25 protein-coding genes are annotated in these 22,831 nt (G+C 65.8%); 9 read left to right on the forward strand and 16 right to left on the reverse strand.

Features of this window, described 5'->3' with window-relative positions:
- Positions 1-36: 36 nt before the first annotated feature.
- The 3 genes from LFT46_RS04650 to LFT46_RS04660 all read right to left on the reverse strand — a co-directional run bounded on the left by LFT46_RS04650 (position 37) and on the right by LFT46_RS04660 (position 2,572).
- Entirely contained in the window at positions 37-789 is a 753-nt protein-coding gene (locus tag LFT46_RS04650) for an ArsR/SmtB family transcription factor (RefSeq protein WP_236821390.1), read from the reverse strand.
- 55 nt (positions 790-844) lie between these two features.
- Positions 845-2,092, reverse strand: coding sequence for a mechanosensitive ion channel family protein (locus LFT46_RS04655; RefSeq protein ID WP_236821391.1), 1,248 nt, complete (start codon positions 2,090-2,092; stop codon positions 845-847).
- 72 nt (positions 2,093-2,164) lie between these two features.
- On the reverse strand, positions 2,165-2,572 hold the full coding sequence (locus LFT46_RS04660) for a DUF1304 family protein (protein ID WP_236801284.1): 408 nt from the start codon (positions 2,570-2,572) through the stop codon (positions 2,165-2,167).
- Positions 2,573-2,708: 136 nt separating this feature from the next.
- Between LFT46_RS04660 and LFT46_RS04665 the strand changes: the two genes are divergently transcribed.
- Positions 2,709-3,044, forward strand: a complete 336-nt coding sequence (locus tag LFT46_RS04665; protein WP_236801285.1) for a cupin domain-containing protein — start codon at positions 2,709-2,711, stop codon at positions 3,042-3,044.
- 835 nt (positions 3,045-3,879) lie between these two features.
- Here the strand turns inward: LFT46_RS04665 and LFT46_RS04670 are convergent.
- The 11 genes from LFT46_RS04670 to LFT46_RS04720 form a co-directional block, all read right to left on the reverse strand.
- A complete protein-coding gene (locus LFT46_RS04670) occupies positions 3,880-4,428 on the reverse strand; it encodes an RNA polymerase sigma factor (protein WP_236821392.1) in 549 nt (182 codons plus the stop codon).
- A gap of 95 nt (positions 4,429-4,523) precedes the next feature.
- On the reverse strand, positions 4,524-5,177 hold the full coding sequence (locus LFT46_RS04675) for a hypothetical protein (protein WP_236821393.1): 654 nt from the start codon (positions 5,175-5,177) through the stop codon (positions 4,524-4,526).
- 251 nt (positions 5,178-5,428) lie between these two features.
- Positions 5,429-6,670, reverse strand: a complete 1,242-nt coding sequence (locus LFT46_RS04680) for an MFS transporter (RefSeq protein ID WP_236821394.1) — start codon at positions 6,668-6,670, stop codon at positions 5,429-5,431.
- 125 nt (positions 6,671-6,795) lie between these two features.
- Entirely contained in the window at positions 6,796-8,055 is a 1,260-nt protein-coding gene (locus LFT46_RS04685) for an AGE family epimerase/isomerase (RefSeq protein ID WP_236821395.1), read from the reverse strand.
- A 37-nt stretch (positions 8,056-8,092) separates the two neighbouring features.
- A complete protein-coding gene (locus tag LFT46_RS04690) occupies positions 8,093-8,836 on the reverse strand; it encodes a sulfite exporter TauE/SafE family protein (RefSeq protein ID WP_236821396.1) in 744 nt (247 codons plus the stop codon).
- The gene (locus LFT46_RS04695) at positions 8,837-10,276 is read right to left on the reverse strand and encodes an NAD-dependent succinate-semialdehyde dehydrogenase (RefSeq protein ID WP_236821397.1); all 1,440 of its coding nucleotides are present in this window, start codon (positions 10,274-10,276) and stop codon (positions 8,837-8,839) included. It abuts the gene before it with no gap.
- 64 nt (positions 10,277-10,340) lie between these two features.
- Positions 10,341-11,156, reverse strand: a complete 816-nt coding sequence (locus LFT46_RS04700; protein WP_236821398.1) for a carbohydrate ABC transporter permease — start codon at positions 11,154-11,156, stop codon at positions 10,341-10,343.
- A gap of 4 nt (positions 11,157-11,160) precedes the next feature.
- Positions 11,161-12,117: a carbohydrate ABC transporter permease gene (locus LFT46_RS04705; protein ID WP_236821399.1), complete on the reverse strand. Its 957-nt coding sequence runs from the start codon at positions 12,115-12,117 to the stop codon at positions 11,161-11,163.
- Positions 12,114-13,403, reverse strand: coding sequence for an ABC transporter substrate-binding protein (locus LFT46_RS04710; protein WP_236821400.1), 1,290 nt, complete (start codon positions 13,401-13,403; stop codon positions 12,114-12,116). The genes LFT46_RS04705 and LFT46_RS04710 overlap by 4 nt, the downstream gene beginning before the upstream one ends.
- Positions 13,404-13,517: 114 nt before the next feature.
- Positions 13,518-14,402: an aldolase gene (locus LFT46_RS04715; protein WP_236821401.1), complete on the reverse strand. Its 885-nt coding sequence runs from the start codon at positions 14,400-14,402 to the stop codon at positions 13,518-13,520.
- Positions 14,403-14,423: 21 nt separating this feature from the next.
- Entirely contained in the window at positions 14,424-15,326 is a 903-nt protein-coding gene (locus tag LFT46_RS04720) for a PfkB family carbohydrate kinase (RefSeq protein ID WP_236821402.1), read from the reverse strand.
- Positions 15,327-15,464: 138 nt separating this feature from the next.
- Here LFT46_RS04720 and LFT46_RS04725 point away from each other — a divergent pair, with 138 nt between their 5' ends.
- The 8 genes from LFT46_RS04725 (at position 15,465) to LFT46_RS04760 (ending at position 20,746) form a co-directional block, all read left to right on the forward strand.
- Entirely contained in the window at positions 15,465-16,607 is a 1,143-nt protein-coding gene (locus LFT46_RS04725) for a Gfo/Idh/MocA family protein (RefSeq protein ID WP_236821403.1), read from the forward strand.
- A 71-nt stretch (positions 16,608-16,678) separates the two neighbouring features.
- Positions 16,679-17,461 (forward strand): DeoR/GlpR family DNA-binding transcription regulator, encoded by a 783-nt coding sequence (locus LFT46_RS04730; protein ID WP_236821404.1) that lies wholly within the window; start codon positions 16,679-16,681, stop codon positions 17,459-17,461.
- Positions 17,458-18,375, forward strand: coding sequence for a 2-hydroxyacid dehydrogenase (locus tag LFT46_RS04735; protein ID WP_236821405.1), 918 nt, complete (start codon positions 17,458-17,460; stop codon positions 18,373-18,375). The genes LFT46_RS04730 and LFT46_RS04735 overlap by 4 nt, the downstream gene beginning before the upstream one ends.
- Before the next feature lie 43 nt (positions 18,376-18,418).
- Entirely contained in the window at positions 18,419-18,886 is a 468-nt protein-coding gene (locus tag LFT46_RS04740) for an SRPBCC family protein (protein WP_236801290.1), read from the forward strand.
- Positions 18,887-18,894: 8 nt separating this feature from the next.
- Positions 18,895-19,239 carry an iron chaperone gene (locus tag LFT46_RS04745; protein WP_236821406.1) on the forward strand — a complete coding sequence of 115 codons (345 nt, stop codon included), beginning with the start codon at positions 18,895-18,897 and terminating at the stop codon, positions 19,237-19,239.
- Between the two features lie 71 nt (positions 19,240-19,310).
- Complete coding sequence (locus LFT46_RS04750; RefSeq protein WP_236821407.1) at positions 19,311-19,634, forward strand: hypothetical protein; 324 nt, start codon at positions 19,311-19,313, stop codon at positions 19,632-19,634.
- A 237-nt stretch (positions 19,635-19,871) separates the two neighbouring features.
- Positions 19,872-20,258, forward strand: coding sequence for a VOC family protein (locus LFT46_RS04755; protein ID WP_236801293.1), 387 nt, complete (start codon positions 19,872-19,874; stop codon positions 20,256-20,258).
- Between the two features lie 137 nt (positions 20,259-20,395).
- On the forward strand, positions 20,396-20,746 hold the full coding sequence (locus LFT46_RS04760) for a cupin domain-containing protein (protein ID WP_236801294.1): 351 nt from the start codon (positions 20,396-20,398) through the stop codon (positions 20,744-20,746).
- A gap of 350 nt (positions 20,747-21,096) precedes the next feature.
- On the opposite strand, the gene LFT46_RS04765 is transcribed toward LFT46_RS04760, so the two are convergent.
- Both LFT46_RS04765 and LFT46_RS04770 read right to left on the reverse strand, forming a co-directional pair.
- Positions 21,097-22,368 carry an MFS transporter gene (locus tag LFT46_RS04765; protein WP_236821408.1) on the reverse strand — a complete coding sequence of 424 codons (1,272 nt, stop codon included), beginning with the start codon at positions 22,366-22,368 and terminating at the stop codon, positions 21,097-21,099.
- Complete coding sequence (locus LFT46_RS04770) at positions 22,365-22,826, reverse strand: MarR family winged helix-turn-helix transcriptional regulator (RefSeq protein WP_236821409.1); 462 nt, start codon at positions 22,824-22,826, stop codon at positions 22,365-22,367. Before LFT46_RS04770 ends, LFT46_RS04765 begins: the two co-directional genes overlap by 4 nt.
- Positions 22,827-22,831: the final 5 nt, after the last annotated feature.

Raw genomic sequence — 22,831 nt, forward strand, 5'->3', positions numbered from 1 at the left:
CGCCGCCGTCGCGCCTTCCACGTATGCCCGTGCCTTTTACGTGTACATCAGCGAGCCGGGCGTGGTGAGCTTCTCGCCGGTCTCCAGCCACGTCTTCAGGCCGGACAGGATCATCGGCCAACCGCCGTAGAGCTGTTCGTTGGCGCCTTCTCGCAAGTCGCTGTGGGTGACGGTGAGGTGGCAGGAATCGCCCACCGGCTCGATTTCCCAGGTGATTTTGGACGTGCCCTCAGCCTTAACGTCCTCGCCCCATAGCGCCCGCATGGTCTGCACCAGCCGGCGGGGCGGGTCCACCTCAAGGTTCTCGCCTTCGCCCAGCGCTGCCCCCGCCTTCGGGTTGCCCATGACAAACCGGCCGCCGGGGGACCAGTCGGCCTCAAGGGTGTTGCCGAACTGGTACTTGCTGCGGATGTCGCTGTCCGTGATGGCTTCCCAGAGCCGTTCGGGCGTGGTCTTGATGTAAATCTCAAAGATCTTTTCCATGGGACTTTCCAATCTGGATTTGAGGTCGCTGAGGGCAGCGGCCCATGGTTCTGCATATTTGCTGACCCAGCGGTCGTGGACCAGCCGGATGGGAACCGGATTCAGGAAGTGCAGCTTCTCCCGTCCGCGACGACGGGTCACCACAAGCCCGGCGTCCTCCAGGATGCGGAGGTGCTTGGCGATCCCGAACCGGGTCATGTCGAACCGTGCCTCAAGTGCGCTCAGGGTCTGGCCGTCCTCGCGGAACAGCTCATCGAGCAGGTCCCGGCGGGTGGGGTCGGAGAGTGCCTTGAACACGTCGTCCATGGCAGCAATGATAGGTGACCAATTGGTCACCTATCAAGGGGTTTTCGAGGCGAACTCAGTTTCGGGAGGCCAGGTTCCTGTCGCGCTCCTCGAAGACCTCGTCACCCGGTCCGGAGAAGGCGCGCGACCGCTCCACCGCTTCCATGGAACCGGTGAACAGCTGCGACTCGTGCGGATCGGCTGCACGGGAATCCGCGGCAGCGGGGGACCCCAGCCCGCGCAGTGGTGACCGGCGCCGGTTGCCCGTGCCGCCGTCGTCCGCTGGATTTCTGTCCGCTGCCTGCTCCCAGCGCTGGTGCGGCAGGGCCTCCGGGTGGTTCTGCTGGAGGAAGGTGACCATGGTTTCGCGCACCAGGCAGCGCAGGTCGAAGAGCGCGGCGCTGTCCGCGGCGCTCACCAGGATCCGGACGCGGACGAACCCGCCGGTGGCATCGGTAATCTGCAGGACTCCCACGCGTTCGTCCCACAGCTCGGTGCCGGCCAGGGCCCGGCGAAGCTCGGTGCGCATGTCCTCCACGGGGGCGCGCCAGTCGAGGTCGAACTCCACGGTGCCCATCACCTCGGACTGGCGGCGGGTCCAGTTCTCGAACGGCGTGGTGGTGAAGTAGGTCGAGGGCAGGATCAGCCGGCGGTCATCCCAAAGATGCACCACCACGTAGGTGAGCGTGATTTCCTCGATCCGGCCCCATTCCTTCTGCACCACCACCACGTCGTCCACGCGGATGGCGTCGGTGAAGGCCAGCTGCATACCGGCGAAGACGTTCACCAGGGACGTCTGTGCGGCCAGGCCGGCGACGATGGAGATCACGCCGGCGGATGCCAGCAGTCCGGCACCGAGCGCCTGGATGGCGGGGAAGGTCAGCATGGCACTGCCGAGGGCGAGCACCACCACCAGCGCCACGGCAATCCGGCGGGCCAGGATCATCTGCGTGCGCAGCCGCCGTGCCCGCCGGTTGTCCGCCACGTCCACGCTGTGCCGGTTCAGCACCACGGCCTCAACGATCAGCAGCACCGCAATGACCAGCCAGGCGAGGGCACCGATGAGGGCAATCAGCAGGAAATGGTCGACGGCGGCGTGCCAGCTTTCGCTTCCCGCCGTCAGGCCCAGCGCAGTGCGGACGCCCACAAGGCACAGCGCCAGCCGCAGCGGCTGGCGGGCCACCCGGGAGGTGGCCTGCAGCTCAGGCCGTTTCCGGTTCAGGCGGAGGACCACCTTGCGGAGCAGCCAGGACAGTGTGAGTCCGGCCAGCACCGCCAAGGCCACGGCGATAAAGGGCAGGGCGGGGTTCAGGACATCTAGCATCTCTTAACGTTTATCAAGCCGTTGCCGGGCCGTCGAAATCGGGGGACTGCCGTGGCGTGTCCACTGCCGCCGCTAGGGTCCCAGGGGCAGGAGGAGCAGGGCCAGCAGGGCTGGAACCGTGGCGGCGAGGGTCCCCGGAACGCTCTCCCACTTCCTGGGGTAGTGCCCCTGGAGGTCTGCCAGCAGCATGGTGGGCGCGGTGAGGACCATGTTGGCGCAGCAGTAGGCCACCAGTGTGTAGCCCACCACGAGCTGGCCCGAGTTGGCGGCGACCACCCCGGCGATGACGCCCAGCGCAATCACCAGGTTTTTGTACCCGGTGGGAATGGCCCACATCATCACGGCGGATACATTTTCGGGCGGTGTGCTCAGGAACTTCTGCGCCCACCGGCTGCGTCGAAGAAGGAAGCTCTCCACCGGAAACACGAAGATATAGATGAGTGCGGCGAGTACCGCGAAGATCTGTGCTGCTGTGTTCATGCTTCGAAGATTAGGAGCGGCCCCGCTGTTGCTCCATCCCCACGGAAGGGGATTGCCGGGCACTGCGCTCAGCGGTGCCGACCGAAGGGGCCCCAACCTAGTCCCCTGCGTGAAGAACGCGGGTAGCCTTGGGCGCATGCAGAAGATATCGATCGACGCGCTGGCCCGGCAGCAGCTCGAGGCTGCTCTCTCCTCCACCAACGGCCGTGCTGCTGACACCGTCTACGGCGGACATGAAAAGATCCTCCGGCAGACCGTCATGGCCATGAAAGCCGGAACACAGCTCAGCGAGCACCAGAACCCCGGGGACGCCACGGTCTTCGTGATCCAGGGCTGCGTGAGCCTCAAGGCCTCCGGGGAGTCCTGGCAGGGCAAGACCGGCGACCTGCTGATTGTCCCGCCCGGCCTGCACAGCCTGCACGCCGAAGAGGACTGCACCTTCCTGTTCACGGTGGCAAAGTACCGCGACTGACCCGGTCCGGCAGCTCCCACCAGGTGCTGTTAGCGCGCTGGAGCCCGTTTATTTCCGGGTCCGGCGGCTGGGGCCGGCTTGTCCACGGTGTTGCCTCCAGCCGGTCCTCCGCTTGCTGCCCGGCCAGCGGGATCCGGCCTCGCGGCTCCCGGCTCTCCTGCTGCTGGAGGTTGTGCTGGTGGTCCCGGCGCGCCTGACGCCGGTCCCTTGATAGGGCCTTTTGCCACACCGGGCAGGGATCCGGCCTCCTCGGCGCCGGGGTCGGGTTGGCCGGTCGCCGCCGGGTCGGTTGGCCCTTCAACCTCCCCGGGTCCCGGCTGCGAAGGGTAAGTTTCCGATGCCTGGCCAGGCACGTAAACGGGCGGAGTGCTGGGCGTCGGGGCTTGCGGGAAAACACGTACGACGGCGGGCGGCGGGCTGGTTGCCTCCGGTTCCGGTCCCGGAACGGGCAAGGGAGCGGCGGGCGACGGTGGGGTGAACCACCCCAATACGGTGCTGATGCTTCCCTCAGCTCCACGCCGGAGATCCCCGTCTCCCGCCGCGGCGCCGCCCGCGATACCAAACGACGCGGCCACCGCCAGCGTGGTGAGCACCACCCGCTTTTTCTTTCGAGGCTTGCCAGTTTCCAGGCGGACCACGCCTGTCGTCTCCGACGCAGCCAGTAGTGCCATCAGGCGGGGGGACGGCGCCGGGACATCGGAAACCTTGAGCTCCCGGACCTGAAGCAGCGCATCCCGGAGATACGGATCGTCGGTGAGGCCAGCCTCTTCCAGCAGTTCCTGGACAGCGCGCTCGTCATCCAGCCTGCGTTCCTGCTTTGGGTGCTCTTTCCCTGTCATGACCGGTCCTCCCGTAATGAGGTGCGGAGCTTGCGCAGCCGGCAGAGCGCCCGGCGCTGCAGTTGTTTGATGGCACCCGGGGTCTTGCCCATGATTTCCGCCGTCGTCTCCACCGAAAGGTCAGCCACGATCCTCAGCGCAATCACCTCCTGCTGGTCCTGCTGCAAATCGTTCAGCAGTGCTTTGATGCTGCCTGAGTTTTCCACCGCCAGAAGTTCATCCTCCGCGGAGCTGCTGCACCGCGGGTCCTGGGCGGGGTCGTAATCGGTGGTCCGGGGCGCTTTGAGCCGCCGCCGGTACTCGTCCACATAGCGTCCGTGCGCGATGGAGAAAACCAGGGATTTGACTCCCTTCACCCCGCCGTGGACATCGCCGAGCTGCGGATAGAGGGCCAGGAAGACCTCCTGGGTCAGGCCCTCGGGATCCTCGACGCCGCGGGCACGGAGGTAGCTGAGCACCCCGGGTGAAAATTCACGGTAGGCAGCACAGAAACGGCTTTCGTCCGTCTGGCCGGACCGCTCTGCCTCGTGCTCAATGCTCTGCATCCGCCCCCCTGCGGCAGATTCGCTTGCAGCAGTCGCCGGATGTGCGGTTGCGCGAAACATTCAAAGTCCCGGCGCAACCGCACATCGTCGGCAGGCTACCGATGTCCGCCGTGCTTGGCGCCGTTGCCGGCGGCCTGGTGGCCGCCGCCGTTGGAGGCGGGTGCAGCCTGGCGCTGCTCCTTTACCTGCTGCTGTTGCACCTGGCCCTGCTCGGTGGTTGCAGTCTCATCGCTGCCGTCCTCGCCGCCTCGGGGAGCAGCAACAGTGGCGCAATAGGCGCCAACGCTGCCTTCCCCGCCGGCTGCCTGGACCAGGGCTGCGTAGGCCGTGGACGTGGTACCGAGGCCGCCATTGGTAAACGCATTGCACAGGCCAAAGGCGGCAGGGCCGAACGCGTCAGGTCCTGCCGGCGTGGATGTCTGCGACGGTTCAGGGTCTGCCGTTTCCGTAGGGGCGGGCTCCGGCGACTCCGTTTCCGTCGCCGTTGGTGTCGGGTCCGGAGCCTCCGTCTCGGTTTCCGTGGGAGTCGGCTCCGGGGATTCGGTTTCCGTCGCGGTGGGGCTTGGCGACGGTGATTCAGTTTCGGTTGCCGTGGGGCTCGGCGACGGCGATTCCGTTTCCGCAAGGACGGACGGCGTGTCCGGCGATGATTCTGCCATCGCGGCAACTCCCGTTCCGCCGACCGCGAGCGCGCCTGCCGCCAGCACGGTCATGGCGAGCTTGTTGCCTGAAAAGGTGAAGAAAGACATGAGACCCTCCGTTGACGAATTTTGCGATTGCGTTCAACTTCCGCGAAGTTTCCCCCGCACTTAATGAATCGAAATTCAGGTCATGGAGGTTACGGGTTTCCAAGAATCTCGTGACTAATTTGTCATATGTCCCATCGATTGCTCCGTACTTGTCGTTCTGAAGGCTGAAAACGACATCTACGGAGCAGTCGATGCAGGTGCCCGGGCAAGCTTGCGAAGGTCAGGAGACCCTGGGGAGCAGTGGATGGGGGCTAGGCGGGATCTTCGACTTTGTCGGTGATGGGGCGGGGCTCCAGCCAGATCCGCTCCCGCGGGCCCGGGGGGTAGGCGTACCTCTTCCCGGCAAGGGTGATGACGAACGCCGCCACCACCGGGATCGCCGCGGCGGCCGGAACCAGCAGCGGTCCGCCAACCACCAGGGCGGCCGAACCGTAGAGGGCGCCGACGGTGATGCCCAACTGGATGGTGAGGACAGTGAGTCCGTTGGCTGCCTCGCTGTATTCGCCGCCTGCACGCAGGATCGCGGACTGGTTGTAGATACCGATGGCGCCCAGGCCGGCACCCCAGACAGTCATCAGCACCAGGGCGACGGGAAGGTTCCCCACCGCCAGGGGCAGGAGGAACATCGATGCGGCGATTGCCGCCGTCGTCAGCAACAGCGAACGCCGGGGACGGGAATCCACCGTGAGCCCGGCGATCCAGATGCCCAGCAGGCCGGACCCGCCCAGAACGGTGAGGGAGAGACTGGTGGCGTAGTCCGGCAGGTTCGCTTCACGGATGAACGGCGCGATGTACGTGAACAGAGCGAAGTGGGCCAGCACCAGCAGTGGCCAGGCGACCGCCACTGATTTCACGCCGGGTTGGCCGATCGCCTTGCGCAGGGAGGGGCGGGCGGCGTCGCTGATGCGCTGGACGCGGGGGAGCAGCCAGAATGCCAGAACGGTCAGGACCACGCCGAATCCGGCGAGCACCATGAACGCGGCGCGCCAGCCCAGGAACCCGCCCAGCGCCGTCCCCACCGGTGCTCCGATGGCCAGGCCCAGGCTGTTGCCGCTGAACACGATGGCCAGGGCCTTGCCTACCTTGTCCGCCGGCACCACCCGTGACACGAACGGTGCCATGGTGGTCCAGAGCAATCCGTGCGCCAGGCCACCCACCAGTCTGGCGATCATCGCGGAGGTGAAGTCCGGCGCCAGTCCCACCAGCGCGTTGCTGAGCGCGAATGTCAGGACCAGACCCACCAGCAGGGCGTGCCGCGGGATCTTCCCCAGCAGACGCGCCGCCGGAACCACCGTGACCACAATGACGGCGGCGTAGGCCGCGGCCAGGTATCCGGCTACCGGCTCGGAGACGCCCAGGCCGGTGCTGATCTGTGGCAGCAGCCCGGACGGGAGGAGTTCGGTGGTGATGGCAGTAAACGCGATGGTGGCGAGGACCACCATCGCGGCGTAGGGAAAACGGGTAGGGGACGGCGCGGAAATCGCGGAAGACATGGGGGTGCGGTCCATTCAAGGGGGAGGGCTTGGAATGCGGCTCGGCTCGCCGGACAATTCCTCCATTAAATTTACCGGACCAAAAGCCCTGTCACAGACGTGACACGGTACCCCGCGCTACCGCGTCAGCGGCCCCTTCCGGAGGCGTCCAGGCGGGAATCGAGCAGGCCTGCTGCCAGTGCCGGAGCCAGCCCCGGGGCCAGCGGAAGGCGCGGGACCACCAGGCAGTGCCACAGGTGGTAGATATCGGCCTTGCCGGACCAGACAGTCGAGCTGACGTTGCCGTCCTCGTCGAGTTCCTGCTTCCAGGACCCGTGCTCGTAGTCGATGAACCAGTCACGGGCATGGTCCCAGATCCGCTCATACCAGTCCGCGTACTTCTTCTCTCCGGTGGCAATGTAGAGGGCTGCGGCGCCGCCGATGGCTTCCGCGGGTACCCAGCGGATGCGGGTGGTGACAACCGGTTTGCCTTCCCAGTCCACGGTGTACACAAACCCGCGGTGGCCGTCCGGTTCCCACGCGTCGCGGATGGCGGCGTCGAACAGACCCCGGGCATCCTCGAGGAGCCAGGCCGGGACGTCCAGGCCGCGGGCCTCGAGTCCGGCGCGGAGGTGCAGGAGCAGCCGCGCCCACTCCACCCAGTGGCCGGGGGTTCCGCCGTAGGCACGGAACTGGCTGGCCCGGTCATCGGTGTTGTACTCCGGCATCGGGTTCCACTCCGGGTCGAAGTGCTCAAACACCCGGTAGTTGTTGTTGCGCGCGAAGTGGTGAATGAGCACCTCGGCGATGTGCAGGGCCCGTTCGATCCAGCGGTGGTCCCCGGTCACGTCGGCCACAATGAGGTAGGCCTCAACCGAGTGCATGCTCGCGTTGCCGCCGCGGTACGCTTCCGTCTCGGTGAATTCCCGGTTCCAGGAGTCGAAGCACATGTTGGCCTGGTGGTCCCAGAACTTCGTGTCGGCTATCCGGAGCGCCTCGTCCAGCAGTTCCCGGGCTCCCGGGCGCCCTGCTGCGACGGCGCTGGCGGCAGCCAGGAGCACAAAGGAGTGCTGGTAGCCGGACTTGGTGTCGTTTACGGGGCCGTTGGCGTCCACCTCGGCGTACCAGCCGCCGAACTCGTCATCGTGGAGGACGCCGTTGAGTGCGCTGATGCCGTGGTCCACGAGAGTCGCAGCACCGGGCCGCCCCATCAGCGCGGCGACGGCGAAGCTGTGCGTCATCCGCGCAGTGATCCACAGATGGGTCGGCTTGTCGGCGAACACCTTGCCGTAGTTGTCCAGCCAGCCGAAGCCCGTGGATACCTTGGAAGCCTCGGCGAAGCGGATCAGCCGGTCGGTTTCCGCCTCAAGCCATCGTGCATGGGCTGCACTGTCGAGCCAGGTCATGTCATGTCCTCTTTCTGGTCAGAATTCGAATGTCGGGTCAGGCAGCGGCGTCAAGCACGCCGCGGATGATGGTGGCCGCCGCTCCCAGATAGGCCAGGATGATCAGTAGTATTTGCGCGGCACGCGCGGGGACGAACTTCGTTGCGACGTCACCCAGCACCAGCCCGGCCAGGCAGGCCACGGCAACAGCCACCCACATGGCCAAGGGCATCACTGGAAACGTCGCCGGGGCGGTGATGGCTTTGGAGATGAGCGAGAACGTCCCGATGGTGAAAAAGTACGGCTGCATGGTGGCCGCGAAGGACTTGTGCTGCCACCGGGTAGCAATGGAGTACATACTGACGGCCGGACCGCCCACCCCGGCCGCTGTGTTCATGAACCCGCTGAGGCCGCCGGCCGTGAAGAGGTAGCGGCGGCGCTCCGGCAGGGTGGCGGACTTCAGGACCAGCAGGACAGTCAGACCGGCGGCCAGGAGCACTCCGATGGAGATCTCCAGGACCGGCGCCGGAACGAGGCGGATCAGGAACGCCGCCGGGATGATGCCCAGCAGTGCCGATGCCGCGAGCAGCAGGTAGCGCTTCCAATCGATGTCCTTGACCACGCGGAAGATGATGGCCCCCGCCGTCACGGCGCCGCATACGTTCACCAGGACCACGCCTTCCACCGGTCCCAGCAACAGGACCAGGAAGGGGGCGGCCACCAGGGCGAAACCCATACCGGTGATCCGCTGCATCCCCGCTCCCATGACGACGGCGCCCAGCACCAGCCCGGTGGTCAGCATTTACGGCCTCCAGGCCACGTACTGGACCTCCTCGAATTCCTCCAGGCCCAGGCTTGATCCTTCCCGGCCCAGGCCGGACTGCTTGGCGCCGCCCATGGGGGCGAAGGCTACGGAGGGGAGGGGATCGTTGACGCCCACGATTCCGGCTTCGAGCTGCTCCGGGATATCCCAGCCGCGCTTGGGACTGCCGCTCCATAGGTACGCGGCCAGGCCCATCTCGGTTGCGTTGGCCTTCCGGATGGCTTCTTCCGCCGAGGAGAAGGTGACGACGCCGGCTGCCGGGCCAAAGACTTCCTCGGTCACCAGGAGGGCGTCGTCCGGGACGTCGGCCAACAGCGTGGGTGCCATGAAGGCACCTTCTCCGGGTGCCGAAGTCCGCTGGGTGACGCGGCGGGCACCGCGCTCCAGCGCGTCGTCCACCAGTGCCTGCACCGCCGACACCCTCTCGGCGTCAATAACCGGGCCCAGGTCCGGAACCGGGGCGCCGCCGTCGGGAACGCCGTGGCCGATGCTCATCGCGTCAAAGCGCGCACCAAGCTTCTGCGCGAACTCGTCCGCGATGCTGTCCTGGACCAGGAAGCGGTTGGCGGCCACGCAGGACTGGCCGGTGTTGCGCAGCCTTCCCAGGACGGCACCCTCAACGGCGGCGTCCAGGTCCGCATCCTCGAAGACGATGAACGGCGCGTTGCCGCCCAGTTCCAGGAGGGGCCGAACCACCCGCTCCGAAGCGGAGGCCATGATCTGCCGGCCCACCCCGGTGGAGCCGGTGAAGCTGACGGCCCTGACCGCCGGGTGGGACATCAAAGCAGCGGTGATTTCGCGAGAGGGGCCGTGGACCAGGTTGACCACGCCGGCGGGGAAGCCTGCGTCGTGCAGGACCTCGAAAAGCCCGGTGGCGGCCAGCGGGGCCTTTTCGGAGACCCTGCCCACCACGGTGCAGCCAGCGGCCAGCATGGCCGCGAGCTTCCGGGCCTGGATGGACACCGGAAAGTTCCACGGTGTCAGGCTGAGGGCCACTCCGATCGGCTTGCGGGTAGTCAGGTGGCGGCGGCCCTGCAGTTCAGGCGGGCTGACGGTGCCGGTGGCGCGGCGGGCCTCCTCGGCGAACCAGCGGAAGTATTCCACCGAGAAGTCCACCTCACCCTGGGCTTCGGGGAGCCGCTTGCCCGCTTCCAGGGCAAGGGTGTGGGCAAGTTCGTCGCGGCGTTCCGCCAGCAGGTCGGCCGCGGTGCGGAGCAGGTCCGCCCGCTGCCGGACGGTGGTGCGGGACCAGGAACCAAACGCTTCAGCAGCGGCGTCGGCGGCTTTGGTGGCGTCCCCGGCGGCGCCCCAGGCAACTTCGCCCACGGTGCTGCCGTTCCCGGGGTCAGTGACGTCCTTGGTGGTTCCGTCGGTGTGCCAGCTCCCGTTAATAAGGTGCCCGGCTGATTTGAGGTTCATGAACAGTGCCTTTCGTTGGCTGGCAGCGGGCTGCCGCCCGCGGACCCGTATGTCGTCGTCGTACTCATCCCTTGCTGGCGCCCGCCGTGATGCCGGCCACGAAGTAGCGCTGCAGGAAGACGTAGGCCACTACCACCGGCAGGGACGCCAGGATCACGCCGGCGAACAGGAGCGGGTAGTTGGTCTGGAACTCGCCCTGGAAGCTCAGCAGTGCCAGCGGCAGGGTGCGGTTGCCGGGGGTCTGGATGAACAGCAGCGGGTACAGCAGCTCATTCCAGTGGATGACGAACAGGAAGATGGCGGCGGCGGCGATGGAGGGTGCGGAGAGCGGCAGTGCAATGGAGGAGTAGGTCTTCCAGGGCCCGCTTCCGTCGATGGAGCAGGCTTCGTAGAGCTCCTTGGGCAGGGTCCGCATGAACCCGCCCAGGATGAAGACGGCAATTGGCAGTGTGGACACCACGTTGGCCAGGATGAGTCCGGCCAGGCTGTCCAGCAGGCCAAGGCGCCCAAAGAGCACGTAGAGCGGCACCATGTTCGCCTGCGCGGGGATGGCCATGCCCAGGACCAGGAAGCCGAAGATGGCCCAAGACATGAACCCCTTCAGACGCGATACTGCGTAGCCTGCCAGGCTGGCCAGGAACAGGGTAAGCGGCACGGAGATGCCGGTGACGATCGCGCTGTTCATGAAGGACGAGCCCAGGTTTTGGCCTCCCACCACCTCGGCGAAGTTGTCAGGGGCGAGGGAGTGCGGCAGGCTGAACGGCCCTGCGAACAGTTCCTGCGTGGATTTGAAACTGCCGAAGGCCACCACGGTGAGGGGAATGATGATGATGACCGCATAGATGGCCAGGATGGCGCGGCGGCTGAATGAGGCGAGCATGCTGCTAGTCCCCCTTCGGGGTCAGCCGGAGCAGGCGGCGCTGCAGCCACGTGACCAGGGCGATCATCGCCATGAAGATGATCGACTGGGCGGCGGCGTAGCCGAACTCCGAGTTGGCAAAGGTGCTGTAAATGCGGGTGGACAGGATGTCCAGGGAGGCCTTGGGCGGGTTGCCCGCGATGCCCAGGATCAGGTCGAAGGCCTTGAATGACTGCACGGTGGTGTAGGCCACCACGATGGACGTGGCCGGGGCGACGAACGGCCAGGTGATGGATTTGAACTGCTGCCACTTGTTGGCGCCGTCCATTTCCGCTGCTTCGTAGAGTTCCCTGGGAATGGCCTGCAGCCCCGCGATGTAGACCACCATCATCTGGCCCGAGTGGAACCACACCTGGGTAACGGCCACCCAGTACAGGGCCTGGGCGTCGTTGCCGAGATAGGCGCCCCCATCCACCCCCACGGTTCGAAGGACCGAGTTCGCCAGGCCGAAGTTGGGGTCGTAGATGAACTTCCAGATGAAGGCCACCGACACCGAGGACAGGATGGTGGGGAAGAAGAACAGGGCGCGGAGCAGGATGCTGCCGCGTGAATTCTTCGTCAGGAGCAGTGCCAGCACCAGTGAGAACAGGGTCTGGGCGATCACCACCAGCAGCACGAACTTCAGGTTGTTGGTCAGTGCGTTGGTGAACAGTGAGTCCTTGGTGAACGCGCGGACGAAGTTGTCCAGGCCCACGTAGTTGAACGCCGCGGAGAATCCGTTCCAGTCCGTGATGGCGTACTGGAAGGCCTGCAGTGTGGGCATCACCAGGAAGAAGGCGACGACGGCGACTGCGGGCAGCGGGAAAAGGTACAGCGCCGGATTCACCCGGGTGGGGGAGCGGCGGCGGACCTTGGCAGGGTTTGCTGGTGCCGGGCTGTCCGTCGCTTTGCGTTTGGCGGCCGTTCCGGGATGGATGCTCATAGCCGTTCGTCAACAATCTTCTGGGCGGCAGCGGCTGCCTGCTCCGGACTGGTGCCGGAGATGACGGCCGTGGCGCTGGCCTCCACCGCGTTGCGGACGTCGAGGTTGTTGAACTGGAACCTGGCGGCGAGCGCGGTCTTCTTCTGCAGCCAGGGGCTCAGCCGCTTCAGGTCCGGGTTGGTGTACTCCACCTTGTCCACGGCCACATGCTGGGCCGTCTGGTTGGCGTAGTAGCCGGCGTTCTCCGGCTCCGAGAGGAAATCGATCCACGCTGCCGCGGCGGCCTGGTTCTTGCTGGCGGAGTTGACGCCAAGGATGAAGGTGGCGTTGTAGGCACCCTCATACTTGCCCTTGCCATCGGAGGTGGTGTTGGGGAACACCAGGTCGATGGGGAACTTGGCGCCAAGTCCGCGGACAGCGGCGAGGTGGTACGAGCCTGTGGCCAGCATGGCCGCCTTGCCCTGGGAGAACAGGTTCTGGGCCGGCTCCACCGCGGTGCCGGTGGCGTTGGGCTGCACGAACGGCCTCAGGTCCTTGTACTGGTTCAGCATCTTGATGAACCAGTCGTCGGTGCACTTGAGCTTGCCCTGCTCGATCTGGGCGCACATGTCGTCCACGGGGGCGTTGTTGGCGATCATGCAGTTGAACAGCTGGCCGCCGTTTCCAACGTCGCCGCCGGGCCAGGAGATGGGGATGAGACCGGCGGAGGCGAGTTTTTCACACATGGCCAGGAAGGCGTCCCAGTTCTTGGGGGCGATCTCCGCGCCGGCTTTATCGAAGAGGTCCAGGTTGGCCATCGGCATGGGGAACACCACCTGGTAGGGCAGGCCCAGCTGGCTGTCACCGCTCTGGCCCGCGGACAGCAGGCCCTTCTGGTAGTTCTTTACCGCCTGGCTGTCCTTCAGTTCGGTGTAGATTCCGGCTTCGGTGAAGTTCTTGAACTGTGCGCCACGGAAGGTGGCAAACGCATCGCCGATGGAGCCGCCACGCAGCTTCTGCAGCGCCTGGGCGTTGTAGTCGTTGGAGGTGGAGATGTCCTGGGCAACTTCAACGCCGTCGTGCTTTGCGGCGAAGCGCTTGATGAGCTCGTCGAACACGGCCTTGTCCTCGCCGCGCCAGTGGGCGAAGGACACCTTTCCGGTGACGGCACCGGCGGAGGGGGCCGCCGGTCCGGAGGCGCCGGCCGGCTTGGTGGAACCGCCGGGTCCGGCGCACGCTGCCGCAGCGGCGCCGAAGCCAAGGGCCCCGAGAAGGGCGACTGCCTGCCTGCGTGAAATCTGACTCACAATAATCTCCTCGTTGAGTGTTTGCTGTGCCTTGCTTGCTAACTGCGTTGCTTACTTCGTTTGCTTACTGCGGAAGGGGTTGCCCCGGCGGCACGCTGCGGCGCGCCACGGGTGCTAGGCGTGGGTCCTTTGGGCGGAGACGGCCTCGTCAACGACGGCGCACAGGTGCTGCAGCCGGCGGACGGCATCGGTGGACAGGGATTGGACGACGTCGGGGGCGCCGATGCAGGATGCCCAGACGGCACGTCCGGACAGGAAGCCGCTGGCGCCTTCCAGGCAGGCCCACCGGACGGCGTCGGGGAAGACGTCCTCGGGAACACCGGAGGACAGGACCACCCAGGGGCCGTCGATGGCTTTGGTCAGTTCGGCGCAGGCCGCGCGGACCTCATCTTCGGAAGCCTGGCCCTTGTAGGGGACCTCGGCCTTGTAGAGGTCGGCGCCGAGGCTGCCCAGTTCCTTGGCTGCGGCCAGGATGCCGGCGTTCCAGTCGAAGTCGCCGCCGGCAAGGGGCTTGCGGGAGACGGGTTCGATGATGCTGATCAGCCCGGCGGACCGGCAGCTTTCGACAAATTCCCGGACCATCGCCACGCGGCCCTCGGCGGGCTCGTCGGGGCGGTAGAGGACCAGGAGTTTCAGGGCCTTCGCACCCAGGGCCTTGTACTTGTGCGGGTCCACCAGTTTGTCGATGGTCACCTCGCCCACCAGCTCCCCGTGCGCGGGCTCGAAGTGGTCGGCGGAGGCGATGAGCCCGCAGCTGGGGTCAACCACGCCCGCGTCGATGGCCTGGTCCAGCGCAAACTGCCGGTCGATCAGGATGCCTGATGCATAGGGGCTGAGGATCCGGGCCGCTTCGAGCTTGAAGTCGCGGAGGTCCTCGTCGGTGACCGGCTGGTCGGTGTGTTCGGCGAACATGTTGCGCATGGCTTCGCGCTGGTCTACTGCCAGCATCGCGAAGGCGCCTGACGGGCGCTGGAGGGGGGAAAGGTCTGTGTGGCTCATGGGCTGCTTCTTTCAGCTGGTTCAGATGGAGGCTGGGACGGAAATGATGGTCTGGTGCGGGATGGCGGAGCGGCCGTCCAGCCCGCCGCAGGAGGCGGAGGCGGTGCGGCCGGCGAATGCTGCGGCCTCCACGAGGGGAAGCCCGGCGGCGACGGCGGCGAGCAGTGCGCCGTGGTACACGTCTCCGGCGCCGAGGGTGGAGACGACGGTTGCGGGGGTGGCCGGCACGTGAACAGGTTCACCGCCGCGTTCCAAAACCCAGGCACCGTCTGAGCCGGCGGTGGCGACGACGACGGAGGCGCCGTCGTCGAGCGCTTTCTGCAGGAGGGCCTGGGGGGAGAGGTCCGCGCCGTATTCAGCGCGGAGCCTTTCGATGGTGGGGACATAGAGGGCGATGCCGCGGGGGCTGAAGGCCGGAATCGGATTGCCGGCGTCGACGCTGATGTTAACTGTCCCGGGGCGGGCGGAGGCGTTGGCCACAGCGTTCCAGCCCAGGTGGTCGGCATGAACCCATGCCGCGGACTGCAGCAGTTGGGAAAAGCGGCTGCCTGCGGGGAAGCTGACCGGCGGGACCGGGCGGGTGACGATAGCCCGGCTCTCCGTGGCCCGGCTGACCACGATCACGCTGGCGCCGGTTTTGACCGCGGCGTCCCGGACGACGGCGGACGTGTCCACGCCCTCGGCCTCAAGGCCGTGGATGATGCGGTCACCTTCCTCGTCGGTGCCCAGGACTCCTGCGAAGGCTGTCCTTGCTCCTGCCCGGGCTGCTGCCACAGCCGCGGTGGCTGCCGGGCCGCCGCCCGCCGTCGCAAAGTCCGTGGCAACCGTGCGGCTGTCCGCCGCGGGGTAATCCTGCACCAGGGCAATGGAGTCAAGAGTGGCGCATCCTACGAAGAGCAGGGTTCCAGTTGTCGGTTGGGGCACGTTCCACCTCGATGTAGTTCCGGCTGGTACTGAAGAAATATACACACGCTATGTTGGAAAAACAACACTTTCTGTATAGTTGTGTTTGGGATGCAACGCCGCGGTCCCCCCACCCAACGTAGAGAAACGGAGCAGCTCATGTCAGTGCCTACTGCGGAATCAGTACGGACAATCCGGTACGGCCTTATCGGAGCCGGCCACATGGCCCGTGAACATGTCAGGAACCTGGCCCTGATCCCTGGAAGCCAAATCACCGCAGTCTCGGATCCCACGCCGTCGTCCCTGGAGGAGACGGTCAGGGAGATCGGCCATGACGTGCAGACCTTCCCAACCCACAACGAACTGCTGGCCTCGGGGTTGGTGGATGCGCTGGTCATTGCCAGCCCCAACGACACGCACCTTGGAATCCTGAAGGACATCTTCGCCAGTGGAACCAACCTGCCGGTGCTGGTGGAAAAGCCCGTCTGCACCAGCGCCGGGCAGGCAGACGAACTGGAAGCGCTCGCCGCCAACTACCCCGCGCCGGTTTGGGTGGCCATGGAATACCGCTACATGCCCCCGGTGCAGGAAGTCATCCGGGCTGCGCATGGCGGCAAGTTGGGCAACATCTACATGCTCTCCATCGTGGAGCACCGGTTCCCGTTCCTGCACAAGGTGGACGCATGGAACCGCTTCGCCGAACGGACAGGTGGAACTTTGGTGGAAAAGTGCTGCCACTTCTTTGACCTGATGCGGCTGATCCTGCAGGACGAGCCTGTCCGCGTTTACGCCAGCGGCGGCCACGACGTGAACCATATGGACGAGGTGTACAGCGGACGCATCCCGGACATGGTGGACAACGCGTATGTAATCGTCGACTTCAAGGGCGGACGCCGGGCCATGCTGGAACTGTCCATGTTCGCCGAAGGGTCCAAGTTCCAGGAACGGATCTCCATCGTGGGGGACGCCGCCAAGATCGAAACCCTCATTCCGGTAGCTGCCAACCACTGGATTCCCGGTGATGAGGCGGAAGCTACCGTTGAGTTCAGCCCGAGGTCCCCTCTGGGCCCGGAAAAGCACGAGGTTCCCGTGGATGAGGCCGTCCTTGCGGCAGGTGCGCACCACGGCTCCACGTACTACGAACACCTGGGCTTCCGGAAGGCCATCCTGGGCGAAGGGCCGGTGGAGGTCACCATCGCGGATGGCCTGCAGTCGGTGCGGATGGGACTGGCTGCGGAGCGTTCCATTACGGAAGGCCGTCCCATTGAGCTTACGAATGTAACTTCCGGGGTACTTTCGTAGGTAGACGGATGTTGGAATTGCAACATCCCGCCAGGCTTCGGCCCGGTTTATTGGGGAGGAAAGAAGGGGTTATGAGCACCGCACGGAAAGAGAGTGCGCTGACGCCTCGGCAGCGCACCATCCTGGATGAGCTGGGCAGGCGCGGGTTCATTTCCACGACCGACCTGGCGGAGACGTTTGCAGTTTCGGACATGACGGTCCGGCGGGACACCCGCGTACTGTCCAAGCTGGGCCTGGCCCGGGTGGTCCACGGTGGCGTCAGCGCCGTGGACGGTCACGGGCAGAACGCGGACTTCGCCGCGCGGGTGCGGGAGGATGCGGAGGCGAAGCTCCGGGTGGCGCGGGCCTGCGTTTCGATGGTCGGGGAGCGGGACGCGATCATTCTGGACGCCGGCACCACCACTTACCAGATCGCGCAGCAGCTCCCCACGTCCTTCACGGGCACCATCATCACCCACTCGGCACCGACCATCCAGCGCTGCCTGCAGCTGACGGCAGCGCGAACCATCTGCCTGGGTGGAGAGCTGCTGCTGGACAGCCAGGCCTTCAACGGCCCCATGACCGTCAGCGCGGCAGCAGGATTGCGCGCCAAGACAGCCTTCATCGGCGTATCCGGAATCCATGACGAGGCGTTTTACATCGAGCGGGACGTTGAGCGCGCCACTAAGATCGCCCTTATGAATTCAGCCGAACAGGTAGTGGTGGTGGCAACCCACCAGAAGATGCTCCGGTACGCGCTGGCGCGGCTTGCCGCTTTCGAGGCGGTGGACATGCTGGTGACGGATGCGCCGCCGCCGCCCGAAATCGAGAATGCCCTGAGCGCTGCCAATGTGAAGCTGATGGTCGCCGCATGACCGCCCGGCTGCGCGTGTGCCTGCCCGATCAAAGGCTCATTGACGCGCTCGAGCCGATTGACGGCGTCGAGTTTGTCCGCTGGGACCTGACGGAGCCGGCACCGGAAGGGCGGTTTGACCTGCTGGTTCCGGCCTATATGGGCAAGCCGATGGCGCTCGCCGCATTGGAAGGAGTCGACGTCGGCCTGGTGCAGAGCCAGTCCATCGGGTACGACGGCGTCGCCTCGGTCTTGCCGGCAGGCGTCACGTTCGCCAACGCGGCCGGAGTGCATGAGACGTCGACGGCGGAGCTCGCCGTGGGCATGATGGTGGCCTCCCAGCGTGGGATCCCGGACTTTGTCCGGAACCAGGAGACCGGGACCTGGGACAATAGCCAGCGCCCCAGCCTGGCAGACCGGCGCGTGCTGCTGGTTGGCTACGGGGGAGTCGGCAAGGCCGTCGAGGCAAGGCTCCTGCCGTTCGAAACCGAGGTCACCCGCGTGGCCAGCCGGGAGCGGGAAGACGAACGCGGAACCATTTACGGGATCGATGCGCTCTACGAGCAGTTGCCCCTGCACGAGATCGTGGTGGTCAGTGTTCCCCTGAGTGAGCAGACCGAAAAGCTGGTGGACGCCAAGTTCCTGGCGGCCATGCCGGACGGGGCCTTGCTGGTCAACGTGGCCCGCGGTCCCGTAGCGGACACCGATGCCCTGCTCGCCGAGGCCTCGACCGGCCGCCTCCGGGTTGCTTTGGACGTGACCGATCCGGAACCGCTGCCGGCCGACCATCCGCTGTGGACCACCCCCGGCGTGCTCATCACCCCGCACGTGGGCGGCGCCAGCTCTGCCATGTTCCCCCGGATGGTCCGGCTGCTCCGGAAGCAGATCGGGCTGCTGCTCGAAGGCAAGGACCCGGTAAACGTCGTCCTTCCGTAACGAAGGTCTTCAGTGTGGTGGCTCCCGATCCTATGCTGGGGCCATGTCCGCTTTTGAAGTCCGCCGTACTGCTGTGATTCCTGCTGCTCCGGAGGAGGTCTTTCCGCTGGTCAACAACTTCCATGAATGGGCGGCCTGGTCCCCGTGGGAAACGATTGATCCCTCCATGAACCGGCGTTACTTCGGCAGCCAGGCCGGAGAGGGCGCGGGGTATGAGTGGCGGGGCAACCGTAAGGCGGGCAGCGGCACCATGGAGATCACCGAATCCATACCCGCCAGCCTGATCCGGATCCGGCTCCAGTTCACCAGGCCGTTCAAGGCACTGAATCCCACGACGTTCAGCTTCACCCCCGTGGACACGGGTACGGAGGTGACCTGGCGGATGACGGGGGAGAACAAGGGCCTGGGCAAGGTGTTCGCCCTGTTCATGGACATGGACAAGATGGTGGGTGCCGACTATGAGCGGGGGCTGGCAGCGCTGGCATCTGCGGTGGCGGCCAGGAAGGGCTGACGCTTTCGATGGGCGTGGTGGACGACGCACTGGCCGGGATGCACGAACCTGACCGCGGCTGCCTGCAACACATGGTCGGCGTTGCCCGGTCCCTGGCTCCTGACGCTACTGAGGGCATGAGCTACGGGATGCCCGCCCTGAAGTTGGACGGAAAGCCGCTTTTCGCGGTGGCGGTTGCCGCAACGCACCTTTCCATCTTTCCGTTCTCGGGCAACGTCGTTGAGGCGGTGGCGGACCGGCTTGAAGGCTTTTCGCTGTCCAAAGGCACCATCCGCTTCTCCGCCGGCCACCCTGTTCCTGAGGACGTGGTGAAGGACATCGTGCGGCTTCGAATCGCCGAAATCCGCAAGTAGGGGAAGAGCTGACAGCGTCGGCGGGACTTATGGACCTTTTCCCCGGACTTGGCAGTTCCTAAGGTAAGGCCATGGCTGACACTCTTGCATCCCTTGCCGAGTCCTTTAAGAACATGGGCGTTACCCGCGCCTATGGAACCCCTGTGAACCTGGGTGGCGAGGAAATCGTGCCCGTCGCGCTGGTGTGCTTCGGCTTCGGCGGTGGCACGGAATCAGAAGAAGGGGCGTCCGGGGGAGGAGGTGGCGGTTTCGTTGTGCCGCTCGGCGTCTACCGCACGGTGAAGGGAAAACCGGCCTTCCGTCCCAACACCATAGCTGCCCTGGTATGCCTGGTTCCCCTTGTCTCGGCGGCGGGTTCTGCGGTGCGCAAGGCCGTCCGCGCGGCACGAAAATAGCCGCCGGACCCGGCTGCAGCCCCAAAAAAATCCCCTATTTCGTCCCGCGGTTTTCGGTTCCATAATGGCTTCGTAGACTTCGGGGACCCCGCGTTCGATGGCTGCTGCCACCGCTTCAAAGCGGGGTTTCGGGTGGCCGCCCGGCAGTCGGCGGGAAGGACGGCCACGAGGTCCGGCGAGGGCCGGGCCGTCTTCGGGGGAGAGCAACGCCATCACACCGCAAGGAGGTTTGTTGTCATGCTCAAAGATAAGGAACTCATGGCTGTTCTGCCTGCCAAGGACATTGACCGGGCCAGGGAGTTTTACCGGGACAAGCTGGGCCTTGAACCGGCTCAGACCATCGAAAACGAGAATCTGATCTACCGGTGCGGCAAGGGAACGGGGTTCCTGCTGTACCGGACGGACAACGCAGGTTCCGCTAAGAACACCCAGATGTCCTGGGGCGTCGATGATGTGGAAAAGGAAGTGGAAGAACTGCGGGCTCGCGGCGTGGTCTTTGAGGACTACGACATGCCGGGCCTGAAGACCGAGAACGGCATCGCCACCATGGAAGGCATGGGCAAGGGTGCCTGGTTCATGGACAGCGAGGGCAATATCCTCAACATTTCCTCGATTCCGTCTTGACGGCCGGGGCCTGCAGTTGCAGGCTCAGCCCAGAGAAGTACGACGCCGGCACGTGCCGCCCAAGCACCCGCACCCGGGTGCGTGGCAGCGGCAGGCCGGCGCCGCCGTCGTAAGCGGTGCAAAGGAAAGGAAGGGCAATGGGCGGGGACGAAGCGGTGCCTGACGCGAAGGGCGTTGCGGTGGAGTTGCTGGCAACTGTCGACCTTGGCGGTGAGATTGATGGCATGGAAGGCCGGCAGCTGCGGATGAGGATGATAACTATCGAACCCGGGGGCGTCTTCGGCCCGCTCCATGACCATAAAGGCCGGCCCGGGACCGTCTACGTCCTGCAGGGGACCGTCACGGAGCACCGGGACGGCGCTGTCAACGAGTTTGGGCCCGGTGTGGGCTGGAAGGAGGACCGGCACACTACCCACTGGTTGGAGAACAAGGGAACAACCCCGGTGGTCGAAATCTCGGTGGACATCGTGGGGAAGAACCCGTCATAAATCCACAGCTTGTAGGAATGGGTGGCGTGACCGCTCTCTTCTGGTTATCTTGTCCCTACCCGTGGTTGAGCAGTCAGCTGGCAAGTCACTCATGAGAGCTGCTGATGAACGCTGCAGGCCAACCGCTCACCGGAAAAATCCGACCCGCTACCACCGCACAAGGCAGGGGATTCCATGCCTTCCGGCGTTGGCCGCTCGTTCCGGCCGCCGACCTGCTCCTGCTGCGGCATGCACTGGAGCGGTCCGCCCCTTCGGATGGACCCGGCCCCGCTAATCAACTCCTGCTTTCTGTCAACGAGGAAATCGCCCGCCGCGCAGCGCTCCTGCCGGCATCGGGGGACTAAGGTCGGTCAGCTGCCCGGCCCTTGCACCGCGGGCTCGCGCCGGCCCAAGGCCAGGCGGAGCGCGCCCCGAAGGGTGAGCCGGTTCCGCTTGGTGACCGCGACAACGGCGGCGATGCCTGCGAGCAGCACCACGATGCCGCCCACCGCGACGGACCATCGGGCCCCGAACTGGCTTCCGATCCAGCCGACCAGAGGTGAACCTATGGCGGTGCCGCCCTGGAGGATGGCCAGGTACAGGGCCAGTACACGGCCGCGGAACCGCGGCTCCACCGAGAGTTGAATGCTGGTGTTGCAGCTGTTCAGGAAGGTAATGGACGCCAAGCCCACGGGAATCAGGATGGCGGCGTAAACCCAGAACGTTGGCGCAATGCTGCCCAGGATGGTGAAGATTCCCAGTCCCAGTGCCCCGCCCAGCAGGAACCGCAGCCGGGGGCCGGAGCGGCGTGCCGCCAGGAGGGCTCCGGCCAGCGTGCCCACGGCCATGATCGAGCCGAGGAGCCCGAATTCACTTGGGCCCATGCTGAATTCAGTGGTGGCCATCAACGAGTTGATGACGGGAAAATTCATGCCGAACGCGCCCAGGATGCCCACCAGGACCATGATCAGCATCAGGTCCGGCCTGCGGCGCACGTACCTGACGCCTTCGGCCACCTGGTGCTTGTTGCGCTCTCCCTTTGGGGCGGGGGCGGGCTGGGTGACGCGGATCCGGAACAGCGAAATCAGGACGGCGGCGAAGCTGGCGGCGTTGAGCAGGAACACCGGGCCGGTGCCCACCCAAGCGATGAGGACGCCGGCGATAGCCGGGCCCGTGAGCCTGGCGGTGTTGAAGGATGCCGAGTTCAGGGCCACCGCGTTGGAGATGTTTTCCTGGCCCACCAGTTCGGAAACAAAGGCCTGCCGCGCGGGGGCATCCACCGCGCTGGCCAGGCCGAGGCAGAACGCCGCCACATAGGCATGCCACAGCTGGGCGGTGCCGGTGACCACCAGGAGCCCGATGGCGAGGCCGGTGAACCCCATGGCCAGCTGCGTCCACATGAGAATAATGCGCTTGCGGTAGCGGTCCGCCAGCACGCCGCCGTAGGGGCCGAACAACAGCATGGGCAGGAACTGCAGGCCCGTGGTGAGGCCGACGGCGGCACCCGAGTGGTCGGTGAGGACCGTCAGTACCAGCCAGTCCTGCGCCACCCGCTGCATCCAGGTGCCGATGTTGGAGACGATGGCACCGCTGGCCCAAATGCGGTAGTTGGGGTTTTCGAGGGCCCGGAACATCGCGCTCATTTGCCGCTCATTTCCTGCATGATGCGGGCTGCGCGGCTGAGGATGAGCCGGTCTTCCTCGCTGAGGCCCGCCACGCGTTGGGCCAGCCAGGCGGTCCGCTGGCTCCGTGCCTCTTCCAAAACTGTCCTGCCGGCGTCGGTGATGTCCACACGGACCTGCCTGCCGTCGTCGGGATCGGCGCTTCTGGTGACGAAGCCCTGGTCCGCCAGCGCGTTGACAATCCTGGTCATGGACGGTGCCTGGACGTGCTCGCTTTTGGCCAGGTCCCGCAGCGTGCTGGGGCCGTTGCCGTTCAGGAGGGCGAGGACGGTGTACTGGCCGGGGGTGATGGCGTCGCCGGTGGCCTCGACGCGGAGCCGGCGCGAAGTGCGCATCACGGCGGTGCGGAGATCGATGGCGAGCGTGTCGGGAGCGTTGGGGTCGACGGTTGCGGTGTTTTTGCTTTGGGTGGGTGGCATGTAAG

The organism is Arthrobacter sp. FW306-07-I, from assembly GCF_021800405.1.
In the GTDB taxonomy this organism is placed as follows: Bacteria; Actinomycetota; Actinomycetes; order Actinomycetales; family Micrococcaceae; genus Arthrobacter.

What these genes read in the sequence shown, in the direction of transcription:
- LFT46_RS04650 (WP_236821390.1), bottom strand. Translation starts at nt 789, where the DNA reads ATGGACGACGTGTTCAAGGCACTCTCCGACCCCACCCGCCGGGACCTG.
- LFT46_RS04655 (WP_236821391.1), bottom strand. Translation starts at nt 2,092, where the DNA reads ATGCTAGATGTCCTGAACCCCGCCCTGCCCTTTATCGCCGTGGCCTTG.
- LFT46_RS04660 (WP_236801284.1), bottom strand. Translation starts at nt 2,572, where the DNA reads ATGAACACAGCAGCACAGATCTTCGCGGTACTCGCCGCACTCATCTAT.
- LFT46_RS04665 (WP_236801285.1), top strand. Translation starts at nt 2,709, where the DNA reads ATGCAGAAGATATCGATCGACGCGCTGGCCCGGCAGCAGCTCGAGGCT.
- LFT46_RS04670 (WP_236821392.1), bottom strand. Translation starts at nt 4,428, where the DNA reads ATGCAGAGCATTGAGCACGAGGCAGAGCGGTCCGGCCAGACGGACGAA.
- LFT46_RS04675 (WP_236821393.1), bottom strand. Translation starts at nt 5,177, where the DNA reads ATGTCTTTCTTCACCTTTTCAGGCAACAAGCTCGCCATGACCGTGCTG.
- LFT46_RS04680 (WP_236821394.1), bottom strand. Translation starts at nt 6,670, where the DNA reads ATGTCTTCCGCGATTTCCGCGCCGTCCCCTACCCGTTTTCCCTACGCC.
- LFT46_RS04685 (WP_236821395.1), bottom strand. Translation starts at nt 8,055, where the DNA reads ATGACCTGGCTCGACAGTGCAGCCCATGCACGATGGCTTGAGGCGGAA.
- LFT46_RS04690 (WP_236821396.1), bottom strand. Translation starts at nt 8,836, where the DNA reads ATGCTGACCACCGGGCTGGTGCTGGGCGCCGTCGTCATGGGAGCGGGG.
- LFT46_RS04695 (WP_236821397.1), bottom strand. Translation starts at nt 10,276, where the DNA reads ATGAACCTCAAATCAGCCGGGCACCTTATTAACGGGAGCTGGCACACC.
- LFT46_RS04700 (WP_236821398.1), bottom strand. Translation starts at nt 11,156, where the DNA reads ATGCTCGCCTCATTCAGCCGCCGCGCCATCCTGGCCATCTATGCGGTC.
- LFT46_RS04705 (WP_236821399.1), bottom strand. Translation starts at nt 12,117, where the DNA reads ATGAGCATCCATCCCGGAACGGCCGCCAAACGCAAAGCGACGGACAGC.
- LFT46_RS04715 (WP_236821401.1), bottom strand. Translation starts at nt 14,402, where the DNA reads ATGAGCCACACAGACCTTTCCCCCCTCCAGCGCCCGTCAGGCGCCTTC.
- LFT46_RS04725 (WP_236821403.1), top strand. Translation starts at nt 15,465, where the DNA reads ATGTCAGTGCCTACTGCGGAATCAGTACGGACAATCCGGTACGGCCTT.
- LFT46_RS04730 (WP_236821404.1), top strand. Translation starts at nt 16,679, where the DNA reads ATGAGCACCGCACGGAAAGAGAGTGCGCTGACGCCTCGGCAGCGCACC.
- LFT46_RS04735 (WP_236821405.1), top strand. Translation starts at nt 17,458, where the DNA reads ATGACCGCCCGGCTGCGCGTGTGCCTGCCCGATCAAAGGCTCATTGAC.
- LFT46_RS04740 (WP_236801290.1), top strand. Translation starts at nt 18,419, where the DNA reads ATGTCCGCTTTTGAAGTCCGCCGTACTGCTGTGATTCCTGCTGCTCCG.
- LFT46_RS04745 (WP_236821406.1), top strand. Translation starts at nt 18,895, where the DNA reads ATGGGCGTGGTGGACGACGCACTGGCCGGGATGCACGAACCTGACCGC.
- LFT46_RS04750 (WP_236821407.1), top strand. Translation starts at nt 19,311, where the DNA reads ATGGCTGACACTCTTGCATCCCTTGCCGAGTCCTTTAAGAACATGGGC.
- LFT46_RS04755 (WP_236801293.1), top strand. Translation starts at nt 19,872, where the DNA reads ATGCTCAAAGATAAGGAACTCATGGCTGTTCTGCCTGCCAAGGACATT.
- LFT46_RS04760 (WP_236801294.1), top strand. Translation starts at nt 20,396, where the DNA reads ATGGGCGGGGACGAAGCGGTGCCTGACGCGAAGGGCGTTGCGGTGGAG.
- LFT46_RS04765 (WP_236821408.1), bottom strand. Translation starts at nt 22,368, where the DNA reads ATGAGCGCGATGTTCCGGGCCCTCGAAAACCCCAACTACCGCATTTGG.
- LFT46_RS04770 (WP_236821409.1), bottom strand. Translation starts at nt 22,826, where the DNA reads ATGCCACCCACCCAAAGCAAAAACACCGCAACCGTCGACCCCAACGCT.